The 26,684-nt window shown below is 62.7% G+C and carries 20 protein-coding genes; 9 read left to right on the top strand and 11 right to left on the bottom strand.

Going from position 1 to position 26,684, the window contains the following annotated elements; translation table 11 throughout:
• Window positions 1–180: 180 nt before the first annotated feature.
• The 6 genes from VJZ71_17290 to VJZ71_17265 all read right to left on the bottom strand — a co-directional run bounded on the left by VJZ71_17290 (window position 181) and on the right by VJZ71_17265 (window position 8,814).
• Window positions 181–1,485 (bottom strand): hypothetical protein, encoded by a 1,305-nt coding sequence (locus tag VJZ71_17290; GenBank protein HKQ49832.1) that lies wholly within the window; start codon window positions 1,483–1,485, stop codon window positions 181–183.
• Window positions 1,486–1,563: 78 nt separating this feature from the next.
• Window positions 1,564–3,270 (bottom strand): response regulator, encoded by a 1,707-nt coding sequence (locus VJZ71_17285; GenBank protein ID HKQ49831.1) that lies wholly within the window; start codon window positions 3,268–3,270, stop codon window positions 1,564–1,566.
• A 253-nt stretch (window positions 3,271–3,523) separates the two neighbouring features.
• Window positions 3,524–4,225, bottom strand: a complete 702-nt coding sequence (locus tag VJZ71_17280; GenBank protein ID HKQ49830.1) for an alpha/beta fold hydrolase — start codon at window positions 4,223–4,225, stop codon at window positions 3,524–3,526.
• 125 nt (window positions 4,226–4,350) lie between these two features.
• Window positions 4,351–6,120 (bottom strand): hypothetical protein, encoded by a 1,770-nt coding sequence (locus tag VJZ71_17275; GenBank protein HKQ49829.1) that lies wholly within the window; start codon window positions 6,118–6,120, stop codon window positions 4,351–4,353.
• Window positions 6,121–6,268: 148 nt separating this feature from the next.
• A complete protein-coding gene (locus tag VJZ71_17270) occupies window positions 6,269–7,531 on the bottom strand; it encodes a pitrilysin family protein (GenBank protein HKQ49828.1) in 1,263 nt (420 codons plus the stop codon).
• The gene (locus VJZ71_17265; protein HKQ49827.1) at window positions 7,528–8,814 is read right to left on the bottom strand and encodes a pitrilysin family protein; all 1,287 of its coding nucleotides are present in this window, start codon (window positions 8,812–8,814) and stop codon (window positions 7,528–7,530) included. The genes VJZ71_17270 and VJZ71_17265 overlap by 4 nt, the downstream gene beginning before the upstream one ends.
• A 94-nt stretch (window positions 8,815–8,908) precedes the next feature.
• On the opposite strand from VJZ71_17265, the gene VJZ71_17260 reads away from it, so the two are divergent.
• From VJZ71_17260 to VJZ71_17250, 3 genes are all read left to right on the top strand, one after another.
• Window positions 8,909–9,343, top strand: coding sequence for a hypothetical protein (locus tag VJZ71_17260; GenBank protein HKQ49826.1), 435 nt, complete (start codon window positions 8,909–8,911; stop codon window positions 9,341–9,343).
• Complete coding sequence (locus tag VJZ71_17255; GenBank protein ID HKQ49825.1) at window positions 9,340–10,743, top strand: hypothetical protein; 1,404 nt, start codon at window positions 9,340–9,342, stop codon at window positions 10,741–10,743. The genes VJZ71_17260 and VJZ71_17255 overlap by 4 nt, the downstream gene beginning before the upstream one ends.
• 145 nt (window positions 10,744–10,888) lie before the next feature.
• Window positions 10,889–12,178 carry a hypothetical protein gene (locus VJZ71_17250; protein ID HKQ49824.1) on the top strand — a complete coding sequence of 430 codons (1,290 nt, stop codon included), beginning with the start codon at window positions 10,889–10,891 and terminating at the stop codon, window positions 12,176–12,178.
• 20 nt (window positions 12,179–12,198) lie between these two features.
• On the opposite strand, the gene VJZ71_17245 is transcribed toward VJZ71_17250, so the two are convergent.
• From VJZ71_17245 to VJZ71_17225, 5 genes are all read right to left on the bottom strand, one after another.
• On the bottom strand, window positions 12,199–14,640 hold the full coding sequence (locus VJZ71_17245) for a metallophosphoesterase (GenBank protein HKQ49823.1): 2,442 nt from the start codon (window positions 14,638–14,640) through the stop codon (window positions 12,199–12,201).
• Window positions 14,641–14,664: 24 nt separating this feature from the next.
• Window positions 14,665–15,096, bottom strand: coding sequence for a potassium channel family protein (locus tag VJZ71_17240; protein ID HKQ49822.1), 432 nt, complete (start codon window positions 15,094–15,096; stop codon window positions 14,665–14,667).
• 115 nt (window positions 15,097–15,211) lie between these two features.
• Window positions 15,212–18,919: a calcium-binding protein gene (locus tag VJZ71_17235; GenBank protein ID HKQ49821.1), complete on the bottom strand. Its 3,708-nt coding sequence runs from the start codon at window positions 18,917–18,919 to the stop codon at window positions 15,212–15,214.
• Between the two features lie 230 nt (window positions 18,920–19,149).
• Entirely contained in the window at window positions 19,150–20,322 is a 1,173-nt protein-coding gene (locus tag VJZ71_17230; GenBank protein HKQ49820.1) for a Fic family protein, read from the bottom strand.
• Between the two features lie 260 nt (window positions 20,323–20,582).
• Entirely contained in the window at window positions 20,583–21,806 is a 1,224-nt protein-coding gene (locus tag VJZ71_17225; GenBank protein ID HKQ49819.1) for a rhomboid family intramembrane serine protease, read from the bottom strand.
• Between the two features lie 233 nt (window positions 21,807–22,039).
• Between VJZ71_17225 and rplU the strand changes: the two genes are divergently transcribed.
• The 6 genes from rplU (at window position 22,040) to VJZ71_17195 (ending at window position 26,671) form a co-directional block, all read left to right on the top strand.
• Window positions 22,040–22,354 (top strand): 50S ribosomal protein L21, encoded by a 315-nt coding sequence (gene rplU / locus VJZ71_17220; protein ID HKQ49818.1) that lies wholly within the window; start codon window positions 22,040–22,042, stop codon window positions 22,352–22,354.
• A gap of 19 nt (window positions 22,355–22,373) precedes the next feature.
• Window positions 22,374–23,708: a hypothetical protein gene (locus VJZ71_17215; GenBank protein ID HKQ49817.1), complete on the top strand. Its 1,335-nt coding sequence runs from the start codon at window positions 22,374–22,376 to the stop codon at window positions 23,706–23,708.
• Between the two features lie 165 nt (window positions 23,709–23,873).
• Complete coding sequence (locus VJZ71_17210; GenBank protein HKQ49816.1) at window positions 23,874–24,896, top strand: tetratricopeptide repeat protein; 1,023 nt, start codon at window positions 23,874–23,876, stop codon at window positions 24,894–24,896.
• Between the two features lie 61 nt (window positions 24,897–24,957).
• On the top strand, window positions 24,958–26,280 hold the full coding sequence (locus VJZ71_17205) for a hypothetical protein (protein HKQ49815.1): 1,323 nt from the start codon (window positions 24,958–24,960) through the stop codon (window positions 26,278–26,280).
• An 85-nt stretch (window positions 26,281–26,365) separates the two neighbouring features.
• Entirely contained in the window at window positions 26,366–26,521 is a 156-nt protein-coding gene (locus VJZ71_17200) for a hypothetical protein (protein ID HKQ49814.1), read from the top strand.
• Between the two features lie 6 nt (window positions 26,522–26,527).
• Window positions 26,528–26,671 carry a hypothetical protein gene (locus VJZ71_17195; protein ID HKQ49813.1) on the top strand — a complete coding sequence of 48 codons (144 nt, stop codon included), beginning with the start codon at window positions 26,528–26,530 and terminating at the stop codon, window positions 26,669–26,671.
• Window positions 26,672–26,684 lie beyond the last annotated feature (13 nt).

Genomic DNA, 26,684 nt, shown 5'->3' with positions numbered 1-26,684 from the left:
GTCGCCTGCTCTACTGCTCGCCTGCTCCGCCCTTACCCATCCACGTCCATCAGCGCCATCTGCGGTTCCGGCCAGTTCCGTCTGGTTCCACCAAACAAAAATAATCTCTGTGTCCTCTGTGCTCTCGGTGGTGAACCTCTTCCCATTCCGCATTCCGAATTCCGACTTCCACATTCGCCTTCAACCGGTCCCAAAGAACAAGTCCTTCCGAAAGCTCCGCGCAAACAGCCCATGCATCCGCGCCAATACGTATGTCCCGTAGAAATAGAACAGCATCACCGCCCCCCACGTCAGCAACGCCAGCGCCACCTGCACCAGATCGCCCTCCGCCGAGCCCGCCCGCATCTTCCCGATCTGCGGAATCAGCCAGTCAAAGACAATCGCCATGAACGCCGCGCCGAACAGGGCGCCATAGACCGACAGCAGAACGACGAGAAACGCGTAATGCGCATGGGTCCGGCCGATGGACTTGACCACGTTGACCGGATTGAGCGCCTGCCCGATGTTGCCCAGGGCAAAGCCCAGGAGGTTCATCGGAATGCCGAATGAAACCACGACCATCCCCACGATCAGCGCCGTGCCCCCCGACTTGAACATCTCCACCACTCGCCCGGCGCGGATCATCTCCCACGGATCCCCCACCGTGAGCAGAAGCACCACATAGGTCATCACCACCGCATACGCCACCAGCGTCACGTACCCCAGAAAGCTCTTGCCCCACGCCGACGGGCCCCAGGACAAATTCGGCGGCGCGTCCGTGCCGGTCGTGGTCGTCTTGATCACATCGATAAAAGCGTGGATGGCGATGGCCGTGAAGAAAAAAACCTCCGCCGCGAAGATGCCGATCAGGATCAATTGCACATTCGACAAGTCCGCCTTCTGAACTCCCTGATCCGTCCCCACCGCGCCCTGTTGCATCAAGTTGGCCATCGCCGTCATCGCCGCCACCGGCAACAGTCCCGCGGCCACGGCGAGGCCCGACGCGGTCAGGAGCGATCCCAGCGCGGGCAGGGGATAGGCGACGCAGTTCGCCAGGTCGCCGTAAAACCCCGCCGCGCCTTCCGTCGATTTTCGGCGCCCCTTGCCCCCGCGAATGGTCGTGGTCGCGGAAGACCCCTGCACCAGGGCGGGGATCGGGTTCCAGCAGTGCGAGCAAAGTATTTCCACATAGGGATCAACGATGCGCATCTCCTTGCCGCAATTGGGACAGGCGCGCATCTTCGAGTCCGCCGGCGCGGCCTTTTTCTTCTGGGCCTCGGCCGCCAGCACCTCGGAAAGGTCCGCGTCGGACATCCCCGACGACTGCTTTTCCAGATTGGCCAGACCCTCCAGATCCATCCGCGACGCGTCGAGGGCCGCGCCCGATCCGGCCTGCGCCACCGGAACCGTGAAGGCCCGGTTGCACGACGGACAACGAATCGTCTTGCCCCCCAGCTTCTCCGGGACATTGAGCTTCTGTTTGCAGCGCGGGCAACGCAGTTTCATGGGGACATTAAAAGGGCAAAGGGGCCGGGGGGCCAAGTCGCAGAACCGCGACCAACACGGCCGATCAGTCGAAACGACCTATTCCCTTGTCTCGGCGGGTTGGAAGGCGGATCGGACCTCCCCAAGAAGTTGGTCGACTTTGAACGGCTTGAACAGCACCGCGTTCAACCCCTCTTTTCGGGCCCGCACGATCGAGTGGTTGGGATCGTACCCGAACCCGGTCATCAGAATGACCGCAATGTCGGGTTGACGATCGCGGGCGTGAGCGAAAACCTCGTAGCCGTTTTTCATCGGCATGCGAATGTCGGCGACGAGCAGGTCGTAACTTCCGCTGTCCAATCGCGCGATGGCTTCGGCCCCGTCGGCGACCACTTCCACGGAGCAGCCCGCCTTGCGCAGGACCCCGGCGATCGTCTCGCGGATGGTCTGCTCGTCGTCAGCGACCAGGACGCGCTTGCCGCCCAGAATGGGATCGCTCGTCACGCCGCTTTCGCCCCGGCCGAGGATGCCCCCCTTGGGCGTCGTCACGTCCTTGACCTTCTGCTTGATCTCCGTCACGTGATCGCAGATGGCGTTGAGGCGATGACGAAGATCGTCGTTGCCGATGTACTCCTCGCACAGGCCGCTCGCTTCCGTCATGATGTCGTTCAGCGGGCCGGAGATCTCCGCGATCACGTCGTCCGCCAGGCAACCGGTGGCCTCCCGCCGCTCGACGATCAACAGATCCAGAATGTTCAGCGCGATGGCGACGTAGCGTGCCAGAATCTCCGCGTACTGCCGGTCGTCTTCATTGAACGCGGCCAGTTGAGCCGACTCAATGTTGAAGACGCCGATCACCTCGTGATCCAGGCGAATCGGCACCGTGAGCGAGCTGCGGGCCGACTCCAGACCCTGCAAGTACCGCGGATCCTTGGACGTGTCGTGGCAGATGTAACTGCGCCCCGTCGCCGCCACGTACCCGCTGATGCAGGTGCTCTCCGTCGACGCGAAAATGTCGTAATCCTGCACCTTCGGCGTCATCCCGTGCTGCAGGACGAATTCCATCCGGTTGGTCTTCTTGTCGATCAGCAGGACCGCGAAGTCGTCAAAGTGCAGAAGATCGTGCATGTACCGGAGCATCTTCTGCTCCAGGAGCTGAATCCGCTCCTCGACGTTCATGCCCGCCATCTTCTCGGCGTCGAGCCGCACCAGCTCCCGACCCGCCAGGTCGATCGCATCCAGTTTCTTCTGCAGCCGCCGGCTGTTGGTGACATCCCATACGACCGCCGCCACCTGGCGAACCTGTTCCTCGTGGCTCATGACCGGCGTGATCGTCACTTCGAAATAATTGTCCCGGCCCGCCGTCAGGCTCACGCGCCGTGCCCGATGCATCGACGCCCGATCAGAATCGCGACGCGACGGATCTCCGCCCGGCTCCGCGTCCGCCCCAAACGAACGCCGACACACCTCGCAGACCTGCTTAATCAGGTCTTCCGGGTAGCTCCGCATCTTCGGATTGGCCCAGATCAGCCGGCCGTCCAGACCGACGATGCAAACCCCCTGCCCAATGTTTTCAAGGATGACCGCAGATTGTTGGTTGACGGCCGCCCGTTCGAGGGCAATGAAGTCGCTTTGATCGCTGATAACGACGTCGTACGTGTCTTCGCGAAGGGCGATCAAGGCCTCGTCAAAGGAGCTGACGCTGCGAATTTGAGCGTCGCTCCCTAGCCGCTGGACGATCTGGTCCCCCACCGATCCGGGCCGGGCCAAGAGAAGAATGCGCGTTGTCTCAACGGCGGTTTGCATCTCGCCACACTTAATAGTATCAGACCAACGGCTGCCTAATCGGTTAACATCGGCGAGGGTTGATTTAGTGGGCCGCTAAATCATTTTAGCACGCTATTTACACCCCGTCGATAGCTTACTTTTCCGCCATTAGCCCATAGTGACTAGTGTATCGACCTTTGAGGGTCAATTGGAATCCCCCCGATGGAATTTCATGATTTCCGACCCCCTAATTGGCGCTTCTTGCCTAAAAAGCGCCCATTACGGTCGCGAATCAAGGATAACTATCCCCTTGTCCAAGTTCGTGAATCAAGGGTGCCAGGTATCGGCGCACAAACCCAGGATTCGTCCATCCGAAATGGTCGCCCCAATGACCAGACCAGGACATATTTTTATCCCACTCAATTTGATGGAGTTTGTCGTAAAGCTCGGGATCGCTCCCTGGGGGCCGACGGAACCCTACGCTCCCTGCCGCACTGGTATGGCTTCGGTCAATCGTTCCGGCCACGCGGGTACCGGCGTCGAGGAAAAAGCGATCGTAGGTCGAGTAGTAGTTGAAGATGCCGTTTTGCGTGTGTTTCAACGCGGGGCCAAGGTCATAGTCCGGGCTCAGTGCCGCCGCGAGAAGGACGAGGCTGGTGACGCGCACATTGTCGGGTAGTTTTTCCGCAGCGAGGACGGCGATGCCCCCGCCTCCCGAATGGCCGATGATGTGAACGGGCCGGCCCGGATGCGCCCGCTTGTACGACACGACGCGATCGCGCAGCGCCTCGGCCATCTGCTGGTTGCGCTCAAGGTCGGCGATGTTGATCAGCATTCCGCCGGGGATGGTCGTGCCCCAGTCAAATATCTCAATCGAGGCCTTTACCCCGCCGTCCGCCAAACCGCGCGCCAAGTTGTAATTCCACCCGCTGGGCCCCTCGATGCCCGGCAGGACCAGCACGAGCCCCCGGGAAGCCCGCTCCGAGGTATTCAAATCCGCGACGCTGCATCCCGAAGCGACAAACGAGAAAAGGATGAAGACCGAAGCGCGAAGCGCGAAACCAGGAACGCCGCGAGTTCTGGTTGCGCGGGTTGCGGTTCGCGATCGATTATTTCTTTTCAAGCGACAGCCCTTTTTGGCGAACCCAGCTTCGCGAAGGAAAGATTCGTCATCAGGATCCAACCCATCGACGACTGACCGATGGCGACGACGATATAGACCCACGCCGGCAACCGAGCGAAACCGCCAAAGGAAATGAGGATCTGCAAAGTGGCCAGGCTCGCGAGCGTTCCCACGAAGGCCGCGGCGGCGCCCAGATGGACCCAGCTTGAGGCGCGGCGCTCACGCGTCATGGAAAACATCGACACCAGCGCCATGGTGCCGACGAATATCAGCCAGATCGTATGCGCGTGATACCGGGACATCCGCCAGGAGGCCAGCCACGCCTCCCACGAGCGATCCGCGTCACGCGGCCACACCCACACGAGCGCCGTCAAGCCGATTCCGAACCCAAACCACAGCGCCGAATTGACGAGGCTTCGAAAAGCCCCGTGATCCGACAGGAGATTGAAACCCGCCACGGCCAGAATGCCCGCGAGAACGGCCGTCAGGAACATCAGCGCCATCGGCGCCACTTCGCGGATCAACGCCTGCCGAACAGAGGCGTCCATTCTGAAACCACGCGGTTCGACCGTTGTGAGCGGCGCCGCCGGCACCGGCCATCGCCCGGTCTTGAGACCAGGATTGGCGACTCGCGGCGAGGTCGGGTCCACCGGGATACCCATATTCGCCAGCGGGTCGACGCGACTCTGCCCCGCGCCCGATGCGGCATCACTGATCGAGCGGACGAGCGACATGCTGCCCAGCGAATGATAGATCGCCATCCCCGAGATCATCCAGCTCAGGGCCATCGCCATCGACAACCCGCCGACGCCGGCCGCCAGGTGCAGCAGGATCATGGCCAGCAATGTCAACTCGGCGGCGACGATCCACCGCCAGAGATCGACGTTCGAATAGCTCAGAGACTCGACCGATATCATCTTGCCCGTGGTGGAGAGCTGCGGATAGTTGTGGACCTGCGAGTAGCCCTCGCGGACGCAATAGTAAGCCAGGGCCCCCAGAAGAAGCGCAATGAGAAAGTGGATCGGCCGCGTCCGCGACGACGACACGCCCAGCGCCGTCAGCACCAGCACCGTCGCCCACGTACACTCGCGGCCCCATTCCTTGAGTACTTTCATCACGCCCGGCCCGAGCCGCTCGGCGACCGGCGACCAGTCATACCAGCCATAGATGGTTCCAAACGCCGCCAGCAGCGTCAGCCCCAACCCCAGCACTCCGCGCGCGCTGATCCGTGTTCTGGACCATGCCTGAATCCAATATCCGAACAGGAGCGCCCCAATGGCCAGGATATAGCGCGCGAAGCCCGCTCCGAAATGAGCCGTCAGCCACCCCGATGCCCGATGATGAAGCAGGCGATCCGCCGCGTACGCCGTCACGGCAAACAGCGCCGACATCGCCACGACGGAGACCGCCCGCGAGGGGATGAACAGCAACCCGGCCGCGGCGAAGACCCCCGCGGCAATCCAACGATACATCTCGGTCGTGTACGTCGCCGGGAGCGCACCGACCAATCGAATCCACGTCTCATAGGGCATGGCGGCAAGGATGACGCCGATGGAGAGGATGAAAAACCCGACGATCTTTCTAAACGTGAAAGGCTGTGGAGGGACGACGATGAGCGAGGGACGCGTGCGCACCTCGGCGCCGCGCCCGCTCTGCGACAGCGAGTCGGATGGACGCGGCGCATAGGCCGGTACCTTCGACTCCGAAGGCAAATCGGCGACCCGCAGGATCGGCGGGCTGAAGTTCTTCGCTGGTAAGTCGGACATTTGTCGCCTTAATGACTCCCCGCCGCGCCGCCCTTGGCCACCGGTATAAAGGGTATACGGACTCCGTTAAAAACAATTTCAATATCGGTATCCCGGCAAACCCTCCCGATGGCCAAATGCCGCGATTATGGGCGGTGCTCCGCCGTTTTCAGCTTGGAGAACCGCTTTCCCCGGGCCAGTCGCGAGGCCCCAGGCTCGTCAGGCAGCCTTTGCCGGTCATCGGCCAGTCCCGCAGGTACTTTGCAATCGACTCCGGCGTCACCGCCTCGACCGCCGCGAGTCGTTCGCCGACGTCGCGCGGCCGCCCGAAATCGTCAATGTCATTGACGAGCTGCATGAGCCGGTAGTAAGGCGCCTCGGCCTCGGTCGTCAGGCCGGTGCGCGAACGGTTCTTGACCCGCTGCACCTCGTCCGGCGTCACGCCCTCTTTCGTAATCTTGTCGATCTCGCGGCGCATGGCGTCGAGGACTTCCTCAGTCCGCGGCGGTTCGCAGAACCCGAACACCACCATCATCGCCGCATCGCAATAATCCAGCCGCCCCGCCGAAACCTGCGGCGCGACGCCCGCCTGGATGATGTTCCAATAGAATCGCGAATTATGACCGCCGAGGATCGAAGCGAAGACGTCCGCCGCCTCGCGATCGGGATGCACCGCGGACGGTGCGTCGAACGAGAGCGCGATGGCCTGCTGACCGAAGCGCTCGTTGCGCCGCGCCGTCGTCATCGGGCGCAAACGCGGTGGCGCGACTCGGGCCGGTCGCGGTGATCGACCGACCCATCGTCCGCAGATCTTGTCGGCGTATCCAATGGCCTGTGCCGGATCGACATTACCGGCAATGATCAAGACCATGTTGGCCGGGTGATAGCGATCTTCAAAGTAACCGTGAAGCTGGTCGCGCGTCAGCGCCGTGATCGATTCGGTCGTCCCCAGGACCGGCCACGCCAGCGGATGCCCGGCATAGACGTCCTCATGCAGCAGGTCATAGACGCAGTGATCGATCTGATCGGCGGACATGGCGATCTCTTCGAGGATCACCTTCTTTTCCATCTCGAATTCTTCCGGCGGCATCATCGAGCCCATCATGTCGGCGAGCAGCTCAATCTGCCGCTCCAGGTCGTCCACGCGCACCCACCCGAAATAGACAGTCCGCTCCTTCGAGGTGTACGCGTTATAAGTACTCCCCATGTTGTCAAAGTCGACGGTGATCTCGCGCCACGTCCGCCGCGGTGTTCCTTTGAAGCACATGTGCTCGACGAAGTGCGAAACGCCCGCCAGCGCCGGAATCTCGTCGCGGGCCCCCGTCTGCACGAGGAACCCCGCCGCCGCGCTGTGAATGTGCGGCATCCGCTCGATGACGACGCGAAGGCCGTTGTCCAGCCGGTGCTCGAAAAATTCGCCCGTCTGCTTCATTTCGTTCTGACCACCTCCAACGGCCGGGGACCGAGCGCCAATACACACAACGGATCGCGCGGGTGCTCGGCCAGATAACGCTTCACGTCGGCGATCGTCACGGCCTGAAGCGCCGCGTTCTTCTCCGCCGGCGGCACGGGACGACCGTAATGAAACAAATCCCCGCCCAATTCGCCCACACGGGCCCGCGTAATGTCGCCGTGCGTCTGGGTCTTGGCGACGATTCCAACGCGGGCGCGATCCAACTCGTCCTGCGTCAGGTCCTCCGACAGCCGGTCCACTTCGCGGAGCAGCGTCGCCAGCGTCAGGTCGGACCGCGGCGGGGTCGTCGACGCGCCCATGAACACGCGCCCGGACCCGCGCGGATGTTCGTCCCACGCCCCCACCCAATACACCAGGCCCTGCTTCTCCCGCACCTCGGCGAACAGCCGCGAACTCATCCCGCCGCTAAGAATCGCCAGCGCCAGTCGCTCGACGGGATAGTCGCGATCGGATACGGCCGCGCCGGGCCAGCACATGAGCAGGTGTTCCTGTTCCAATTCCTTCGGATGGTGGGTAAACCCGGGACGAAACTCCGCCGCGAACGTGGTCCGGCCGTTCTCGCGATCGCCGAATCCCGTAAAAAGCTGGTCCACCCGCTCGGCGAATCGATCGACATCGACCGCTCCGCCCACGGCCACCTGCATCCGCGCTGCGGAAAAATACTTGCGCCAATACTCAACAATGGCCGCGCGATCAATCCGATCCAGCGACTCGCGGCTGCCCAGTTCGTGCCGCCCGAGCCGCTCGCCGAAGGCCGACGGCCCCATGATCTTCCGCGATAAGTCGCCGGGATCATCCTCCAATGCCGTCAGCTCCTGCCGGGCCAGGTCTACGGCCACCCGGCAATACTCGTCGGGAAACGTCGGCGCCCGCAGTATCTCCGCGTGCAGGGCGAGCGCCGTGTCGAGGTACTCCGGCAGACAGCTACAGCGAAACAGCATCGATTCGCGGCCGACTGCGGCCCCCGCCTGCGCCCCTAAAGCGTCAAACGCGTCCGTCACTTCCTGGGCGGTCTTGGTCTGCGTCCCCTTGGTGATCGCGTCCTCAACGACCCGCGCCAGACCACCCCGATCGTCCGGTTCATGGGCCATGCCCGCGAAGATGCGGATTTCATAGCCCGCCGTCCGCCGCCCCGGAATCTCCAGGGCCGCGAATTCGATCCCGCTGGGTAATGTCCGATGGTGATAGACCTCTTCCGCCGCCATGACGGCTTTATAGCTGCAATCGCGATGAGCCGCCACGGTTCGAGGCCCCGCCCTGAAACCCATCGCAGTTCGCAGCCCTCTGCCCTCGTGTTATGCTCCGCCTCGTCCAGATTTCCGAGGGTCTGCCTTCATGAATGCCCAGCCGGTCGCCCGTGCGTGGTTTATCCGTCGCCTTGTCGCCGTCGGTCTCCTCGTCGCCTTCGCGTTAATCTCCAGTAATCGGGTCTTTGTGAAGGAGCGGAAGCGCTATCGCAAGATGCCGACGACCGACGCCATCAGCCGCTACGATCGCCGGTTCGAACCGCTCCGGCCACATCTGCCGGCGCACGAGCCTGTCGGCTACGTCGGCTCGACCGGCACGCGTTGGCAGGACAATCTCGATCCCTTCTTCGCTACCCAATACGCCCTCGCGCCCGTTGTCCTGACCCGCCGGACCGATCGACCGCTCGTCGTGGGCAACTTCAACCTCGCGGATCCCGCGCAGAAGCCGCCGGGTGATCCAAAGCTCCAACTCATCGAGGATTTCGGCGACGGCGTGACGCTGTTTCGCCGCGCGCCGAAATGATCTTTGCCCTCGTCATCTCGCTCGCCGCTCCGATCCTCGCGGCGTATGCGCTCGTCCGAGCCGTTGGTCCGCCGGACTCGCATCACCGAGCGAATCTTGCCATGCGGTGGCCACTTGCCGTCGGATTGGGGTTGGGGCTTGCGTCGAGCAGCTACTTCCTGTGGCGAGTATTCTTCGGCGACACTGGCGGGACCTACCAAATTACCGAATCCGCAATCTACCTCATCGCGGCTGGCGTACTGTGGTGCAAGAAGGGGCCACGTATGGTCGCCGACGAGCCTCCATCGCTCGCGGCGTCCCTTGTCCTTCGCCGCATCGTTCAAATCTCCTGCCTCCTCGGCATCCCCGTCTGCGTCGCGGCCCTCATCATCATGTTGCTCGCCGCTCCCCACGGCGAATGGGACGGCTGGGCCATCTGGAACATGCGCGCACGCTTCCTCTTCCGCGGCGGCGAACACTGGCGCGACGCCTTTGACCCGCGGCTCAGTTGGTCGCACCCCGACTACCCGCTCCTCCTGCCCGGCGCGATCGCCCGAAGCTGGGCCTACGTCGGCCGCGAATCGACCGTCGTGCCCGCGACCATCGCCATCCTCTTTGCCCTTGCCACGGCCGGTCTTGTCGCCGGCGTCATCGCCAAACTTCGGGGAGCGACGACGGGATTGCTCGCCGGACTGGTATTGCTCAGCACCGACTACTACCTGCGCCACGGCGCCTATCAGTACGCCGATACGCCGCTGTCGTTTTTCATTCTGGCTACGCTCGCCCTGACATTCCTCCACGCGCGACGACCCGATCAGGAGCCCGGTCTCCTGGCATTGGCGGGCCTTTGCGCCGCGTGCGCCGCCTGGACGAAGAATGAAGGACTTCTATTCCTGCTTTGTTGGGTCGTCGCTCTGTGGCTGGCCCGAATCCTGCCCGGCCCGCGCGGTTCGCGCGGTCGGCTGCTGCTGGCATGGATAGCGGGACTGGTGCCGATCGCCGCCATCATTATCTATTTCAAAGTCACGCTCGCCCCCGACAACGACCTGGCGGCCGCCTTCTCCGCACAAAAGATGCTCGCCTACCTTGCCGATCCCGCCCGCTACACAACGATCGCCCGCTTCTTCGGCAAGGCCCTCCTCGAATTCGGCAAATCCGTCGGGCCGCTCCTGGCGATCTACTGGCTTCTTGTCGGTCGCTCGCACCAACCCTCCGACCGCCGAGGATTGACCTGCTGCCTCGTCGTCGTCGGCCTGATGAGTGCGGGCTATTTCTCCATCTACCTTCTGACGCCCCTCGACCTTGTCTGGCACCTCAAGACCTCCGGCCACCGGCTGATTCTCCAGCTCTTTCCTGCCGCGCTGCTCCTGGTCTTCACGTCGGCGGCCGGTTTGGACTCGCCGGGAGGGCCCGCGAAGTAGGTACCTGTTCGTAGGCTTTGTTCGATTACTACTCACCTTGTAGGAAACCCGCCGAACCCCTACAGTAGGTTCGTCTTAACGTCTAACCCGCCGGCGTCCGCCCTGTTCGGTCGCCCAACGTTTTCAAGACATGGGAGGAAAAATCATGCCGTTCTTGAAAAGCAATCGCAACTTTTCACTTGGCCTGGCCATCGCTGTCATCGTGACGGCTCGGTTCGCACTCCTGGCCCACGCCGGGGGCGTAGGGAACCCGCAGATTTTCCTGGAGAAGGTGGGCGAACCCAGTCCGTCCTGTGACGGAAACGTGGTCAACTACACCTACTTCGTGAGCAACACCGGCGACGTGCCGCTCGCGAATGTCGTCGTAGTCGATGACAACGGCACGCCGGGCGCCAACCCTCCCGAAAGCGATGATGATTTCAGCCCAACCTTTGACGGCGGCGACGATGATTTCAACGGGTTGCTCGACCTCAACGAAGGCTGGGTCTATTCCCATTCGACCACGTTGCCGATCGGGACTCATACCAACAACGCCGAGGCCAGCGGCACCTTCGACACGACGACAGTGATGTCCCAGGATGACGAAACGATCGTCGTTTTTGGGAATCCCAGCTGCGCGATCACCGCCGAGGCGCCCTGCCCCGGCTCGACCGGCAATACCGCGTGTGTCCCCAATGCCGGAGACGGAGCTTTCTACGATTGGTCCATCACTGGCGGGATGATCACGTCCGGCTCCTTTACCAATCCGTGCATCACCTACGACGCCGACGCCGGCGGGACGGTCCACCTGGAGATTACCGTGACGTCGGGCGACGGCTGCTCGTGCACGACGAGCGTCGACCTGAGCCGCGATTGCGGCGGCGGCGGGACGCAGGGCTGCGGGACGGGTTTCTGGAAGAACCACACCCAATTCTGGGACGCCGGCTGCCCGAACGAAGACCCGGCCGAGGACGCCACGACGACGGTGCAGACGTGCGACCTGTTCAACGCGACCTTCGGCGTCACTTCTGCCCAATCCGGGATGCCCGACACGGCGACGCTGCTCGACGCCATAAAAGTCGGCAAAGGCGATCCGCACAATCCGTGCAACCGCTTCACCCTGGCGCGGCATGTCACGGCGGCCCTGGTCAACGCCGACGCCGTCGACGCGCCCCACACCACGACCGGGCTGATCGGCCTCTACCAGGACGCGGTCGGCGCGGTCGCCGGCGATGAGACGGTCTGCAGCCTCCTGCAGCAGCTTACGACGGATGCGCCGGACCTCGAATGCCCCTGCAACGACGGCGGCTGCGCGGAGGAAAACGGCGACGTTGCGGCCGCCAATCTCATCAACGGATCGAACAATACGATGTGCGGCCTGGGCGTGGGAATGATGATGCCGCTGGGTGCAGTGGGGTGGGTGATGTCGCGGTATCGGTGGAAACGGAACAGTTGAATATTTGAGCAGATAGTCGCTCAATTCGCGACTACGGGTTCCATCGGAAGAACCCACTCGACCAGCGCATCCGGCGATTGCTCCGGTGGCCGTAATCCGGCGGACATCTGTAGATCGGACCAGCGCAGGCGGCCGTGGACACCCCACGGGAGCAATTGCACCCGGTTCGCCGTCGGTTCGACGCGGATTTCAAAAAAACTCTGAAAAAACGGCGCGACGTTGTAGTCGAATGCGGCGGACAACCACTCCGGCGACGAGGGCCATGCGCGGAGGTGTTTCGTCCACCACCACATCGGCTTTTTCCAGGAGGCGTTGTTTGCCTCGATCTTGGCGATCAAGGGCGCGGCGGCGGGATAGAAAGCCCAGTCACGGGTTGGAAACTTCTCGAGCGGGGCGAACTGCGCTCCCATCGTGAGAAACGCGCCGCCGCCTCCGTTGACAAAGTGGTACATCAGCGCGCTGGGGTCCGCCGTCTCGCCATAGTACTCCAGGTCATGCGTATCTCCCGCCATCACCACACGGACCTCATGCTCGCGGAGGAGTTGATGCAACGCGGCGAAGTCGGCGTTTGCCCCCGCACGGTATTCGCCGCAGGCGAAGAGCGGATGGCCGAGTATCGCCATCTTGAACTTTCCCCGCGCTGACGCCAGTGCCGCTTTGAGCCACGCCAGTTGCGCCTCGTCAAGCCGCATGCGCACGCCAGTGTCTACCGCAAACAGGGCGAATCGGTCGGTCTGAAACTGAAAAAACGGGCCCTGCTGAAAACCGGTCGGGACCCGGTACTCCTGCCGCAGCCGAGCGGCCTGGGCGATGAGCGTCTCGATGTGACGGTCGGTTGTCTTGGTGATTCTGAAGTCGGCGGCAACCCTCGCGCGCATCGTCGTCCGGGTGGCGTCCGGTTCAAAAAACGTCGCCGCGAAACCTTCGAGGGCGTCGTACCAATCGTGATTACCGGGGATCGCATAGACCGGCTTGTCCACTCCCTTGAAGGGAAGCCAGAATCTCGCCTCGTAATCCTTCATCTCGCCGGACGGATAGACCACATCGGACGACAAGACGACGAAGCGCACCTCCGGCTGGAGAGCGGCCAGGATGAGTTGGTCGCGGAGTACATGCTGGGACGCGTCCCCCTCGCCCGTGTCGCCAATCACGAGGAACGAAAAGTCGGCGGCGCTGGAATTTCCCGGCGGACTAACCGCAAACGTCGGCGCGGGGCGGCCTGCGGCCGTTTCGCGGGCTTCGACGGCATGAATCATCGCTTTGCGCCAGGTGTCGGTACGGGCTTCCGCCCAGGAATCCCAGATCCCGGAGGCGTAATTCTCGGTGTCAAAATACCAGCTCATTCCCCAGACCGGCGTGGTCGCGGCGAGGATGGCCGCGACCGGGAGTCCGATCTGCAGTCCGCGCCCCAGCGCCGATCGCAGCGTATAACTGGCCTGCCGCACGCGAATGGCGAAGCGCAGACGATGCGTAAGCCAGATCCGCATCAGCCGCCGCATCCACGAGTTGCGGTCATTCGCCCCGCCGGATAGACACCATCGCCACGCTTGGCGTTCCACCGGCCGCGTCAGATGGCGGACTGCCAGGTGAGTCGGGATCACGATAAACAGCCCCATCCCCAGCGCGACCGACAAATCCCCCACTACGGCGAAACCGGGCGCGAGAATGCCAACCGCGGTCCCGTCAAAGCCCATCCGCCCCAGGTGAATCGCGAATAACGTCAGCACAAACGTCAGAATCCAGTACCGGTCGACCGGTTTGCGCGCGCTCTCCTCCGACGCCAATCGGTCGCAGATCGCCCGCACTTCCGGTTGTGCCTCCAATCCCAGGAGGCGCATGGCGCGTTCGCCGGCATCGTCGGCCTGGAGAATTGAGGCTCGAAAAATATTCGCGGCGGTATGGCCACAGCGCAGAGCCACCGCGATTGCCATTGCCCACAACGGACGATGACGCCCCACCAGCAGAACGAGGAGAACGAGTACAAAATAGCCCAGCGCGGCCGCGGAGGAGGAGCCGACGGGTTCTCGTGTTCGTCTGGCACGAAAGGCCTCTACTGCGTAACGGACTCCATCCACGGCAAACCAGCCGGCGACCAAGTACTTGAGTGCGCCGCCGACCAGCATCGGGGCATTCATGAGCAGGATGGCCAACGCCAGCGAAATGAGGCCGCCGAACCAGGCGCTGCGTTGTTCCGCGGCGTCGGCCCGGCGAAAACCATGGAACAATTCGATGCCGGAAATGGCAAGCAGCGTAAGTCCCAGGCGTCGTTCCGGCGCCAGCTCCGGCCAGAGTGGCACGAAGAGTGCGAGAACTCCCACTCCCAGCACGACCGCACCGGCGAGTCGCTGCTGACGTCGCGAATCCGGTTGTATGGCCGTCACGCGACCCAGGACAATTCTGGATGCAATCCGTTGCTGCGAACCGACCTTCGAATCGGTGCCGGGTGTTTGGCTGTTGTCCATGGATCGCTCCAAGAGAGAGCCGGATCAGGAACTCTCGGCACTGGATCGTGCCCCGAACACCTTGTTGACGACGGCGAAGAAAAAACCTGTCGAAAGCCCGCACATGAGGATGCCGGTCAATCCTTCCACCGGTCCGAGCAGTCGCCATTCCTTCGGTAAGACGAGGTCGCCGTAACCCACAGTGGCATAGGTGACACCGGAGAAATAAAACGACGACTCCGCATCCGGCATGCACTTCTGCCACCAGTAGAATAGCGCCCAGACTCCGATCTCGGTGAGGTGCAGAAAGATGAGCCACGCCGCGACATGTACCAGCAGCCACGTTACCGGCCAGAATCGCGTATCCGGCCGCCCCGGCGCCCTTAGCGTGCGCCGCAGCAAAACCGCCAGCCCCGTAGCATGAATCATCACCGTGAGTGCGAGCAAACACCAGGCGACCAGGAGCGTCGAGAGCATCGTCGCCATTATAACTGACAACGATCGCGCCGATGTTCCGTGGCGGGCCTACGCTGCTGGAACGATCATCATAATGAATCAGTTACGCCGACCTGACGCCTCGGTATCAATCCGATCACTGGATCTCGGTGTCGTCGCCCGGTCCGCCGTCAAGGATGTCAATACCCAGCCCGCCGATCAACACATCGTCGCCGTCGCCGCCCAAGAGGGTATCGTTGCCGTCACCTCCTACGAGCACGTCGTTGTTGGCACCGCCGTCGGCCGTGAGCTGGATCGCCCCGACCTCCAGGCCTGAGGCCTCCACCACATCGTCGCCGCCCAGCGCGTTGATGGTCACCCGGTCATTGGCGGATTCGGCGCCGGTGATATTCACCTGGGCGGCCAGGCCGAGGACCGACGTGCCGCTGGCGTCTCCGACCACCAGGATCACGTCGTCGCCGGCGGTGCCGCTGACAATGATGGAATCCGCCGCGCCGTCGCCGACGCCGCTCCCCGGGGTGGATTCGAGACTAAGATTGATCTCGGTCGCGTCCGTGCCCGTCAGGTTGTTGACAGTGATGGTGTCCGTTCCGCCTCGCGCGGTGAAGTCGATGCTCTCGACATCGTTGAGGTCCATGGTCACGTTGGCGATGTCGCGGGTGAAGAGCACCCGGCCGCCATTGGCGGAGATGCTGATCTGCTCGGCGACGTTGGCGCCGTTGAAGAGCATCGTGTCGAAGCCGTCCTGGCCCTCCAGCGTATCGTTATCGTCGCCGGGGTTCCAGACAAAGGTGTCGTTTCCGGCGCCCATGAAGGCCGTGTCGTTTCCGTCGCCGCCATTAAACAGGTCGTCGCCCGCGCTGCCGATCAGGGTGTCTGCGCCGAGGCCGCCGTTCATCGTCAGTTGGATCACGCCGGCCGACAGCGTCGAGGCGCCCACGGTGTCATCGCCGCCCAGGGCGTTGAGCGTTAGCCGGTCGTTGGCCCCCTCCGGAACGAAAATGTTGACCTGGGCCTGAAGCTCGACAACACTGACCCCGAAGGAGACGCCCGCGACGCCGAAAGAATCGGGTCCGTTCGTGCCGTTGACCGTGACCGTGTCGACCGCGCCGTCGCCGACGCCGCTGCCCGCGGCGGACTCGAGGTTGAGATGAACCTGGGTCATGTCGGTACCGGTCAGGTCGCCGACGACGATGTCGTCCGCACCGCCCAGGGCGCGGAAGTCAATGGTCTCCACGTCATCAAGGTCCATAGTCACATTAGCCACGTCGCGGAAGAAAATGACCCGCCCCCCATTGGGAGAGACATCGATGTTCTCCGCGGCGGCCGAGCCCAAAAAGAGCAGGGTATCGGCGCCGTCCTGTCCTTCGAGCGTATCGCTTCCGTCCCCGGGGTTCCACTGGAATGTGTCGTCGCCGGCGCCCATGAAGGCGACGTCAGCGCCGTTGTCGCCGAAGATAAAGTCGTCTCCGTCGCCGCCCAGCAAGATGTCGTCGCCCTGCGAGCCGAGGATCTCGTCATTGCCAGCACCACCATCGAGTGTCAGTTTGATCACGCCGGCCGGCAGCGTAGTCGCCGTCATGAGATCGACGCCGACGCCGTCCAGGGCGTTAACGATGAGCGAATCACTGGCGCCCTCGGAGTTGGTGATGTTGACCTGGGCCTGCAGACCGACCACGGAGACCGAAGTACCCGCGCCGAAGACATCAATGATGTCCTGAATGTCGTTGGTTCCGTTAATCGTGATCGAATCCGCCGCGCCGTCGCCGGTGACGCCGCCGATGGTTCCGGCGAGATCGACGTTCACCTGGGTCACGTCCGTGCCGGTCAAGTCGTTCACCGTGGCGGTGTCGGCCCCGCCGAGTGACCGGAGGTCCACCTGCTCCACGTCGTCAACGTCCATGACGATGTTGCCGAGGTTGCGGGTGAAGCGGAGGCGCTGCCTGTTGGCCGAGAATTCGAAGATCTCAGCGCCGGCCGATCCGTTAAAGAGCATGATGTCATGGTCCGCCCCGCCTTCGACGGTGTCGCTGCCGTCGCCGGGGTCCCACTGGAATACGTCGTCGCCGGCGCCCAGGAACGCGGTGTCGCTACCCTGCTGGCCGTCGATGAAGTCGTGTCCGTCGCCGCCCAGCAGCGTGTCAACGCCATTGCTACCCAGCAGGGTGTCGTTCCCAGCCCCGCCGTCCGCTGTGATCTGAATCAGGGCAGCCAGGTCCCCCGTCGTGCTGAAGGAATCGTTGCCGCCGTTGGCGTTGAGCACGAGCTCCTCGCAGGTGCCGATGTCGAGGCTGAAAGGCGCGGGATTGAGGCGGTCGAAGCGGACACGCGCGCCGTTGGCCGTCACCGTGAACACTTCGTCGCCGTTGCCGCCGTTGACTTCGACGGTGTCGTCACCGCTGCCGCCCTCGTTGAGGTCGGTGTCATCGCCCGGGTTCCAGATCAGGCGGTCGTCGCCCCCTTCACCGAAGGCCTGGTCATCCGCGTCGCCGCCGGTCAGCGTGTCGTCGCCGGCGCCACCGAAGGCGAAGTCAAAGCCTCCCTTCGCCAGTAGCGTATCGCTGTCGATGCCACCGAAAACCAGGTCAGCGCCAGAGCCGCTGGCGAGCGTATCCATGCCGGCACCGCCATAGAGCGCGGCTGCAGGCAAGGCGCCGTTCGATTCGTTGAGCGAGATCGTGTCATCGCCGCCCCGGCCAAACACCCGGATCAGCGAGGTATTTGCGACGGTGGCCCCGGGGATCGGCACGCCGTCGGCCAGGATATTCCCGCCAGGATCGCGACTGATTGTGATCGTGTTGGCCGAATCGTCGCCGAAGACGGATACTATGCCGCTGGAAAAGTTGTTCCCTCCCCCAAAGAGGAGGTTTTCGCCGAGGCCGCCGTCGAGACCGTCGGACCCGGCGCCGCCGAACATAACGTCGTCGTTGTCCCCGCCGATCATGCTGTCGTTTCCAAGACTACCGTGCAGGATGTCATCGCCTGCGCCACCGTCCAGGGTGAACGTCGGGCCGCCGGCGCCGACCGCGGAAGCGTCGATCACGTCGTGACCGTCCGCGCCAAGGATGTTGACGCTGTCTGTCAAAATATCGAAATGGTCGATGACCACATTAGCGGCCAGACCGCTCACGTGCAGTTGGCCGCCGGTGAGCGTCGCGATGAGGATATCGTCGCCGCTCGTGCCGTTAACGATGACCGTGTCCGCGACGCCGTCGCTGAAAGCGCCGCCTAGGATGCCGGCCAGGTCGATGTTGTCGCCGTCGCCACCGTTGATCGTATCGCTATCGTCCTCGCCGTTCAGCGCATCGGCGCCGGCGTTACCCGTTAACACGTCGTCGCCGGGCCCGCCGTTGAGCGTCTCCGGCCCACTGCCCCCGGTCAACGCGTCATTCCCATCTTCACCATTGAACGTCGTCACCTCGGTGTCGGTGAAGATGCCGTTGACCTCGTCGATCCGGATCATGTCATCGCCGCCGCCGGCATTAACCACGATGTGGTCGAACTTCACGCGGTCAAAGCTGAAATCGGCGGTGCCGTCATCGCCGTCGTCCAGTTCCAGGATCGTGGAGTCGCCGGCCCTCAGCCGCAGCGCCAGCTTTGTTCCTTTGTTGTTGCCTGTGGCGGTCAACGTCCCGCCGGCAATGTTCGAAGTGTACGCCGAGGAAAGCGTTGGCCCGGACGGTGGAGAAGGCGGCGGAATATCCGGTACTTCCTGTGGCGGTGGAGGCGTCATGTTATCGACAGGTGGCGTTTCGCAGCTCACCCCTGTGAGGAGAAGTGCGCAAACCAGAACCACCCGCGCTAATCGAGAATTCGCAGCTTCCGAAATGAACGAAAGGGACATTGTGCTTCTCCTCCGCGGCGTTTTCGCAGCTCCCTTCTGAAATGCGAGTAAAACCAGCCGGCATTATTATAATACAAGCCTCGTCCGCATTCTCGTCACTGAGGCAAGGCCGGAGGGGTGAAAAAGAGGGGCCGAAGACTTACCGGAATGGTGCGGAAAAGCGAAGGGGGCGGTGTTCCCCGTGTCGATGGCATTGCGCCGTGACGCGAACAGGCGGCAGTGGCCCGTCGTCATTGCTTTGGCCTTTGGCTCGTAATGATATTGCCCTCCTCGTCAATCGTAATCCAGGGCGTGGGCCGTAGCGGTATGGGAAGATGGTACCGCGTATGCCGCTTTTCCCCGGTGCGGGCAAGGGCCCCGCGTTCAACCATTTCGCCGAGGTCGCGCGTGGCTGTCGCCGGTGATGCCTTCGCGATCTTCGCGTAGTTGCCCGCGCTGAGTCCGCCCTTGAAGCCTTCCGGACCCTCCCGCAATACGCGCAGCAAGACCTCGAGTTGACGTGTGTTCAATTCATGGCGGAAGCGATCGAGCAGTTTGGCTTTGTCGAGCACGAACTCCACCTGGGCAAGCGTGCGTTGCTGCGCTTCCAGGCTGATACCGGCAAACCACGCCAGCCAGGCGGTAATTTCGTTGTTCTTGTTCGCCGCTTCCAGCGCCGCGTAATACGCTTTGCGATGAGCCAGCATGGTTGCGGCAATGGCAGTGAGCGATGGCTGTCCCAGCCCTTGCGCCAATACCTTTTCCGCGACGGTCCGGCCGATGCGCCCGTTTCCGTCTTCAAACGGATGAATGCTCTCGAAGTAGAGGTGTGCAATGCCGGCGCGCGTCAGGACCGGCAGGGGCTTTCCTCCATTCGGAGCCGTTTCGTTGAACCAGGCCAGGTACCGGCCCATTTCCTTCGGAACCTTGCCCGACGGCGGGGCCTCGAAATGGATGTCGGGATCATAGACGGCGCCCGATACGACTTGCATCGGCTCCGTGTGCGTTCGGTAGCGGCCGATGTCATGAAGATCGGTACGCCCCTTTGTGACCATCCGATGCCAGGAAAACAGCACTCGCTCATCGAGCGCCTTCGCATAGTTGCGGTACAGGTCCACCATCACCTCGCTGATGCCCTGCTCGGCGGGTGGAACCCGGCGTTGATCGGTCGCCAGGCCCAACTGACGGCGGATCGAGGATTGCACACTGTCGCGATTGAGAAGCTCGCCCTCGATTTCGGAGGTCGTGACCGCTTCGTTGCTCATCGCTTCCACCGCAATTTGGTCATGATCCTCTGAGGACAGGTGTTTCACCGTGCCGAGAAACTGGCCGCCGCAAAGGAGAAAACGTTCCTCCGCCTTGATCAGGCGCGATTCGTCCCAGGTAAACTCAGGCCAATCCGGTTGTTGCCAGTTCCAGCGCATGAGCGATAGGGCTCCCTTCTATCGCTCATAATAGCTTATTTTCTGATTTATAGCAAGCTCCGCTATCGCTCATCAACGTGAAGCCCGGCAAGCCGAATACGCAGCTTTCTCAAAAGTGCAACCGGAAGACCGCCCGGATCGTCCGCACAATCAGCGTTTCTTCGCTGGCCGGAACCTGTCAAAGGTGGGCGTAGCAATCGCCCGCTCTGCCAGGGGCGCCGGCGGCGACGACGGCTCAGCGGGAGACTCGCCCTCCCGAGTTAATGCGCCGGGCGGGGCCCGAGGGCCGCGGTGGCGGTGTCGAGCCAGTGGGTGGCCTGACGGATGTGGTCGGGGTTGGTCATGCGGGCGAGGGCGTCGCGGAGGTGCTTTTGCGCCGATTCGGGCTGCGCCAAATACTTGGCGTAGATGATGCCCAGCACGAGCTTGACCTCTTCTTTTTCCGCGTCAGTCGGGTAGGCGGTCAGATATTTTTCATACGCCGAGGCGGCCTGCGGATAGCGGCCCATGGTCATGAGCTGGTTGGCGACTTCGAGCATCTGCGTGCGCGGCAGACACTGCGACGGGTCGCGGGTGACGAGCGTTTGGTACGCCTCAGCGGCGGCGGGGTAGTCGTGCGCATCGAGCCGGTCGGCGATCTCGCCGCGGATGCGGACGATTTCGGCCTCTTCGGGACTCAGCGGCTGCTCGACGATCTCGCCGGTGGCGGTGATCGGCCGGGCGACGCGACCGAAGGCGGCGCGGGCCTGGGCGTTGGGATCGGCCATCATGACGCGATACTGCTGGCGCTGGCGATAGCGTTTGACGAGGGCGATGATGTCGTACTGGTCGCGCGGCAGGGCGTGGATAAGGAGCATGAAGGAGCACCACAGAAAGCCAAAGAGGTATCCGGCGATGTGGGCGGAATAGGCGACCTGGGTGAAGCCGGCGTCACCGGCGAGGTTGGGGGAGATGATGTTGTCCCAGAGGATGATCTTCACGACGATGAGAAGGAGGGCCTGGACCTGGATGGTCCCAATGTAGAGCCATAGCCAGTAGACGACGGTGACGGCACTGCGCGGGAAGAGGACGAGGAAGGCGGTGGTGACACCGGCAATGGCGCCGCTGGCGCCGAGGCAGGGATACTCGCTGGTGGACGCGAAGCCGACTCCGGCGAAGACGCCGCAGGCGAGGTAGAACATGAGATAGGCGAGATGGCCCATCTTGGAATTCACGCCGTTGCCGAACACCCAGAGAAAGAGCATGTTGCCGGCGATGTGCCAGAAGTCGCCGTGGAGAAATTGGTATGTGAAGAACTGGTAGAGTTCGAGGTTCTGGGGGTCGATCACGAGCCGATCTTTGAGGCTGGCCTCGGTGTTAATGCCAAAGCGCGGGGCCAGGAGATCGATGACGAGATAGACCAGGACGTTGACGGCGATGATCGCGTGGTTGACCCGCGGGATGCGGCGGATGGGCGAATCGGTGCGAATCGGGATCAGGAGCAAGGGGGGCGATCCATGTGTTCTTTGGTTTCGGGTGAGTCGCCTGGGCGACCATAACCCTTGCCGGCCGTCCGGTGACCGGCGTATCCCCGATTCTAGGGGCGTCCGGCGGGGACAGCCAACGGCGGGATTCCAAGCCAGGGGCGCCCTTGCCAGGAATCGGCCTTTGCCCGATACTTGTTGGGCTTTTCACGAGGAATAAATCATCGCCCAGCGAAGGGCAGGAGCGCTCGATCATGTACGCGATCATCGAAGACGGGGGAAAGCAATACCGGGTTCAAAAGGACGACACGCTTTACGTCGAGCAGCGCAAGCTGGCCACGACGGCCAAGAAGATCGAGTTCGACAAGGTGTTGATGCTCGGCGACGGGGCCAAGAGCAAGGTCGGGACGCCGTATGTGACCGGCGCGAAGGTCACGGCCAGCCTGGTGGGCCGACAAAAGGGCCCGAAGCTGGAGATCGTGAAGTTTCGGCGGCGCAAGGGCTACAAGCTGCACAAGGGCCATCGGCAGAACTACCTCCAGGTTACCATTGACAGCATCAGCGGGTGACGGCCGACAAGTCTTGCCGATGTGGATCCGCGCTCGTAACTGGGGTTCGTTGTTGACCATGGTGATGCTGGTGGCGGTCTCGGCGGTTTGGGGCGAACCGGTCCCGCCTTCCGAGAAATCCCCGGCCTACACGTTTCATTTCAAGCTGAAACCAGGGAAAGACCTCTTTTACATCATCGAGAACCAGTATCGCGACAGTGGCGGCGTGCCTCCGCTGCTGGCCTATTCGACGTGGGCGAAAGACAAGAAGACGATCACCCAGCAGGTCCTGCCTGCGTCAGTGCGCCAGCCGACGACGGCGAGCGTGTCCCAGCCGAGCGGGGCCTACGTGACGTGGCGCTGCGATCGATACGAAGCGTCCGAACAAGGCCATAAGGACAAGGTGACGTACGATTCGCTCCGTGACTCCTATCCGCCGCCGTCGCTGATGGACCTGGGGGGGATCGCCGGATCGAAGGCCACTTTTATTCTCGATCCTGCGACGGGTCGGGCCTCCGACATCAGCCTCATCCTCACCACCAACCAGGGGCAAGCGACGCGCCGCAGCCTCTCCAGGACGGCCGACAAGTGTGCATGGAATCAGAAATCGATGGCTCAACTACTCGATGATATGGGCCCTTTCTACTTACCAAAGGGGCCCGTACACGTAGGCGACACCTGGTCGCGATCGTTTTCCGAGGTGATGAAGACCTTCGGCACGGTCACGACGCAGCTTCAATGCACGTTGCGGTCGGTGCGGGTGGTCGAGGGCCGTGAGGTGGCCACCATCGAGATGGCGGGGGAGGTGTCGCTGAAGCCGGAATCCAAGCCGGGTCCCACGACGTCGCATCCGACCACGGCTTCGGCCCCGGCCGCCAACAAGCCGAAGGACTTTCGCATCGACCGCGCCGCTTGTAACGGGAGCGTCGAGTTCGACCTGACGCGCGGCGAGCTGGTGCAGTTGAGTCTTCGGCGGGACTTGTCGTTTGTCGCGGATGTTTCCACGCCGAACTCCGACCCGATGCAGCTCAAGTCGGGCACGGAGCATATTTTGCGGGTCAAGACCAGTCAGACCGCCCCGCCCCGGCCCATCATCGTCGGCGGCCCCAAACCGCCCTATGTACCGCCGGAACTGCCGGAACGACCCGGTCGTCTGATCGGCCGTCCGATGGGGCCGCGCGGCCAGCCCATCACGACCCGACCGGTTTCGCGTCCGGGGGCGACGACGCGGCCGGTTTATCCCCCGGGGGCTTCGACAAGGCCCGCAGGGAACTCACGACGGGTCGTGAGTCCACGCACACCCACGTCGCGACCGGCGCGCTGGCCTCGCCCGCCGACCACGCAGCCGGCCACTCCCCGCCCACCCGGTTCTTGACACGATCCAGGCGGTATCGTAAGACACAAGGGTAAGTGAGCGGGCATGCCTCCGCCCCACGCCCAAGGCGCCAACGACCGGGACGCGAGCCATGTCCTACCCGGTAATCCAAAGGTATCCGTCGGAATTTCCAGGGATGGCATATTCAGATTAAGGAGCAAGTACATGCGACGCGCGAGTTTTTTGTTGACGGTGGTTCTCGGAGCGGTGTTGACGGGTTGCGGACCGAAATCGCGAACGGCCAGCATCAGTTTCAATCGGATGATTGAGCCGAAGGCGACGCTTAGCGAACAATATATGGAAATCGCGGTGATGAACGCCCAGATGGGCGGAGACACCGGCGATTTCGACCAGGACAAGTGGTCGCGGATGACGGCGGACATGATGCAGTTCTATCTGGAACAGGCCGCCGAGAAACACAACATCCCGATCAAGCTGGTGGATCGCGAGCATTTGAAGATGACGATGGGGGAGAAGGATCTGGCGGCGGCGGGGATCACGGACAGCGGCGACAACGCGGCCGCGGCGCAGGTCAAGGGGGCCAAGGCGATCCTGACGAGCAAAGTGACGATCAAGATCGACAAGCAAGTCGGTAAGAAGCGGTCGATCGACGCGATGTCGGTGGTCGCCGGCGCATGGGGTGGGGGGGGAAGCGTCGATACCGAGGAGGTGGACGAAGAGGCCCGCAACATCACGGTTCAATCCCAGTTTCAATTGAAAGACAGTGCGACGAACGACATCGTCATTTCACACAACGCGATGCCGACTCAGGATTTCAGCAAGACCAAGGCCAGCCCGTTCTTCGGATCGAGCAAGACCGAAGCGGACATGACGCCGCGCGACCAGGTCATCGCGGGAATGATCGAAAGCCAGGCGAAGGAATTTTTGGCCAAATTCGTGCCGGTCGAGGTTCAGTCGAGCGTAACGGTCGAGAGCGGTAAGAACGAGAAATGCATCGCCGCGGTGAACTGCATCAACGCGGAGGACTACGATTCGGCCCTGTCCAATTTCAAGCAGGCGATCAGTGAGAACCCCGACGATCACCGCGCGCTGTTCGGGGCGGGCGCGTGCTGCGAGAAGCTCGGCCGAACGGATGATGCCCGCAAGTATTACAAGCAGGCCCTGTCGCTGGACAATGAAGAGCCTCAGTACAAGGCCGCCGTCGAGCGGATGAACAAGATGGGATAATGCGGCGACGCGGGCACCGTGATTGACGGGCCGCAACGCCGATTACAAGAAGGAGCCGATCATGAAAAGTCTGTTGAGAACGCCGATTTGTCTGGCGGTCGCGATGTTGTTGCCTGTCCCCCAGGGGGCCTATGCGCAGGACGCGCAAAAGGACGCCCAGAACAAGCTGCTGGCCAAGCGCGCCGCCGAGGCGGACGGCTATCGCAAGCTGGGCGAGACGATTCAGGGATTGCAGATCACCTCCGACACCCACGTGCGGGACTTCGTCGCCGAGTCGGACGAGATTCGTGCGGAGTTCGACAACTTCGTCCGCGGCGTGCGCTTCGGCAAGCCCAAGTGGGACGCCGAAGGGACCTGCGCCATTGAGGCCGAGGTAACAGTGGCGAATGTCATCACGGAACTCAAATCGATTCACGAGCGCCATTACAAGGGCGACAAGCTCAAGGCGATGGACTTTGAGAAGATCACGCAGCATGTGCAGAAAAGCGTCATCAAGGCCGTGGGCATGGGCGTGCCGCGACCGGACCTTCCTCCGGACGTACCGGGCGGGGAGATCCCGATGCCGGCCGGCGTGAGCGCCGCGCCGCCGCCCGTTCCTCCAATGTGGCTGGCCGTTCCGCCGCAGGAGCGGCTCATGGCGACGCGTGCCGCGGAGATCGACGCCAAGCGCAAGCTGCTGGAGCGGATCAAGGGGCTGCGCATCACCAGCGACACCATCGTTCGCGACTTTGTCGCCGAGTCCGACGTGATTGACACCGAGGCCCGCGGGACCCTGACGGGCGCGCAGATCGTCGGAAAGCCCTACTTTCACCACGACGAGTTGATCGTCGAAGTGACCGTAGAGATTCCGGTCGAGTCGGTCATTACCACGATCAAGACGCTGCACAAGCGGCACTACAAGGGCGACAGCGTGAAGGGGATGGACATCGAGAACGTGACCCAGCACATCAAGAGCCAGACCTTTGACGCGGTGGGGATGGGCGTTCCCCGTCCGCAGGCGATCCAGGCGGCGGCGGTCAAGATGAACGAGGAAATCCCCGATTGGACCGCGCAGACGATTCGGGCCGACGGCAACGGCGTTCCCCCGGCGGACAAGGCCGGCACTCCGCAAGGCAAGCTGATGGCCGCGCGGGCCGCGGAACTGGACGCCAAGCGGAAGCTGGGCGAGCAGGTAATGGGCTTCAAGATCGACTCCTCCACGACGGTGCGCGATTTCGTCGCCGAGCGGGACGAGATCGACACCCAGCTCGATGCCTATATTCAGGGCGCCTACGTGAAGCACACCTCCTACGATTCCGACGGCACCGCGACCGTGACGGTCGAGATGCCCGCGATGCAGGTGTGGGAAGTGGTTCATACGTACATTCGTTATAAGAAAATGTGATCAGACAAGAAGAATGACGGGTTACGAATGACGAACAAGGGTTGCCTTGCTTCGTCATTCGCGACCTCGATTCCAGGAGAACTTCATGCTGAAGAAGATAAGCTGTTTGATTTTCACGCTGGCCCTCGGTTTCGTTTATGCCGGCTGCGCAGAGAACGAATACAAGACCACCACGGAACGGCAGGAACAGCACGAGTCCGCGCCGCAGGACAAGTCACCGGGCGAAATGGTGGTTGAGTAACCGCCGGTGATTCGTGGCCGCTTCAGATTGTTACGGTTTCTGGCGGCCCTCGCGCTGCTGAGTTGCACGGTTGCGCTGTTGGCGTGTAACAACGACCGGAGCCTGACCGAACGGCATGAGCGCACGCTCGCGGAGGAAGGCGAGGAATAGTCCGCGGGAACTC

This window comes from Phycisphaerae bacterium (assembly GCA_035275405.1).
Lineage (GTDB): Bacteria > Planctomycetota > Phycisphaerae > UBA1845 > UTPLA1 > DATEMU01.
This window is presented reverse-complemented; position numbering and strand designations above follow the sequence as displayed.

What these genes read in the sequence shown, in the direction of transcription:
- VJZ71_17290 (HKQ49832.1), bottom strand. Translation starts at nt 1,485, where the DNA reads ATGAAACTGCGTTGCCCGCGCTGCAAACAGAAGCTCAATGTCCCGGAG.
- VJZ71_17285 (HKQ49831.1), bottom strand. Translation starts at nt 3,270, where the DNA reads ATGCAAACCGCCGTTGAGACAACGCGCATTCTTCTCTTGGCCCGGCCC.
- VJZ71_17275 (HKQ49829.1), bottom strand. Translation starts at nt 6,120, where the DNA reads ATGTCCGACTTACCAGCGAAGAACTTCAGCCCGCCGATCCTGCGGGTC.
- VJZ71_17270 (HKQ49828.1), bottom strand. Translation starts at nt 7,531, where the DNA reads ATGAAGCAGACGGGCGAATTTTTCGAGCACCGGCTGGACAACGGCCTT.
- VJZ71_17260 (HKQ49826.1), top strand. Translation starts at nt 8,909, where the DNA reads ATGAATGCCCAGCCGGTCGCCCGTGCGTGGTTTATCCGTCGCCTTGTC.
- VJZ71_17255 (HKQ49825.1), top strand. Translation starts at nt 9,340, where the DNA reads ATGATCTTTGCCCTCGTCATCTCGCTCGCCGCTCCGATCCTCGCGGCG.
- VJZ71_17250 (HKQ49824.1), top strand. Translation starts at nt 10,889, where the DNA reads ATGCCGTTCTTGAAAAGCAATCGCAACTTTTCACTTGGCCTGGCCATC.
- VJZ71_17245 (HKQ49823.1), bottom strand. Translation starts at nt 14,640, where the DNA reads ATGGACAACAGCCAAACACCCGGCACCGATTCGAAGGTCGGTTCGCAG.
- VJZ71_17240 (HKQ49822.1), bottom strand. Translation starts at nt 15,096, where the DNA reads ATGCTCTCGACGCTCCTGGTCGCCTGGTGTTTGCTCGCACTCACGGTG.
- VJZ71_17235 (HKQ49821.1), bottom strand. Translation starts at nt 18,919, where the DNA reads ATGTCCCTTTCGTTCATTTCGGAAGCTGCGAATTCTCGATTAGCGCGG.
- VJZ71_17230 (HKQ49820.1), bottom strand. Translation starts at nt 20,322, where the DNA reads ATGCGCTGGAACTGGCAACAACCGGATTGGCCTGAGTTTACCTGGGAC.
- rplU (HKQ49818.1), top strand. Translation starts at nt 22,040, where the DNA reads ATGTACGCGATCATCGAAGACGGGGGAAAGCAATACCGGGTTCAAAAG.
- VJZ71_17215 (HKQ49817.1), top strand. Translation starts at nt 22,374, where the DNA reads ATGTGGATCCGCGCTCGTAACTGGGGTTCGTTGTTGACCATGGTGATG.
- VJZ71_17210 (HKQ49816.1), top strand. Translation starts at nt 23,874, where the DNA reads ATGCGACGCGCGAGTTTTTTGTTGACGGTGGTTCTCGGAGCGGTGTTG.
- VJZ71_17205 (HKQ49815.1), top strand. Translation starts at nt 24,958, where the DNA reads ATGAAAAGTCTGTTGAGAACGCCGATTTGTCTGGCGGTCGCGATGTTG.
- VJZ71_17200 (HKQ49814.1), top strand. Translation starts at nt 26,366, where the DNA reads ATGCTGAAGAAGATAAGCTGTTTGATTTTCACGCTGGCCCTCGGTTTC.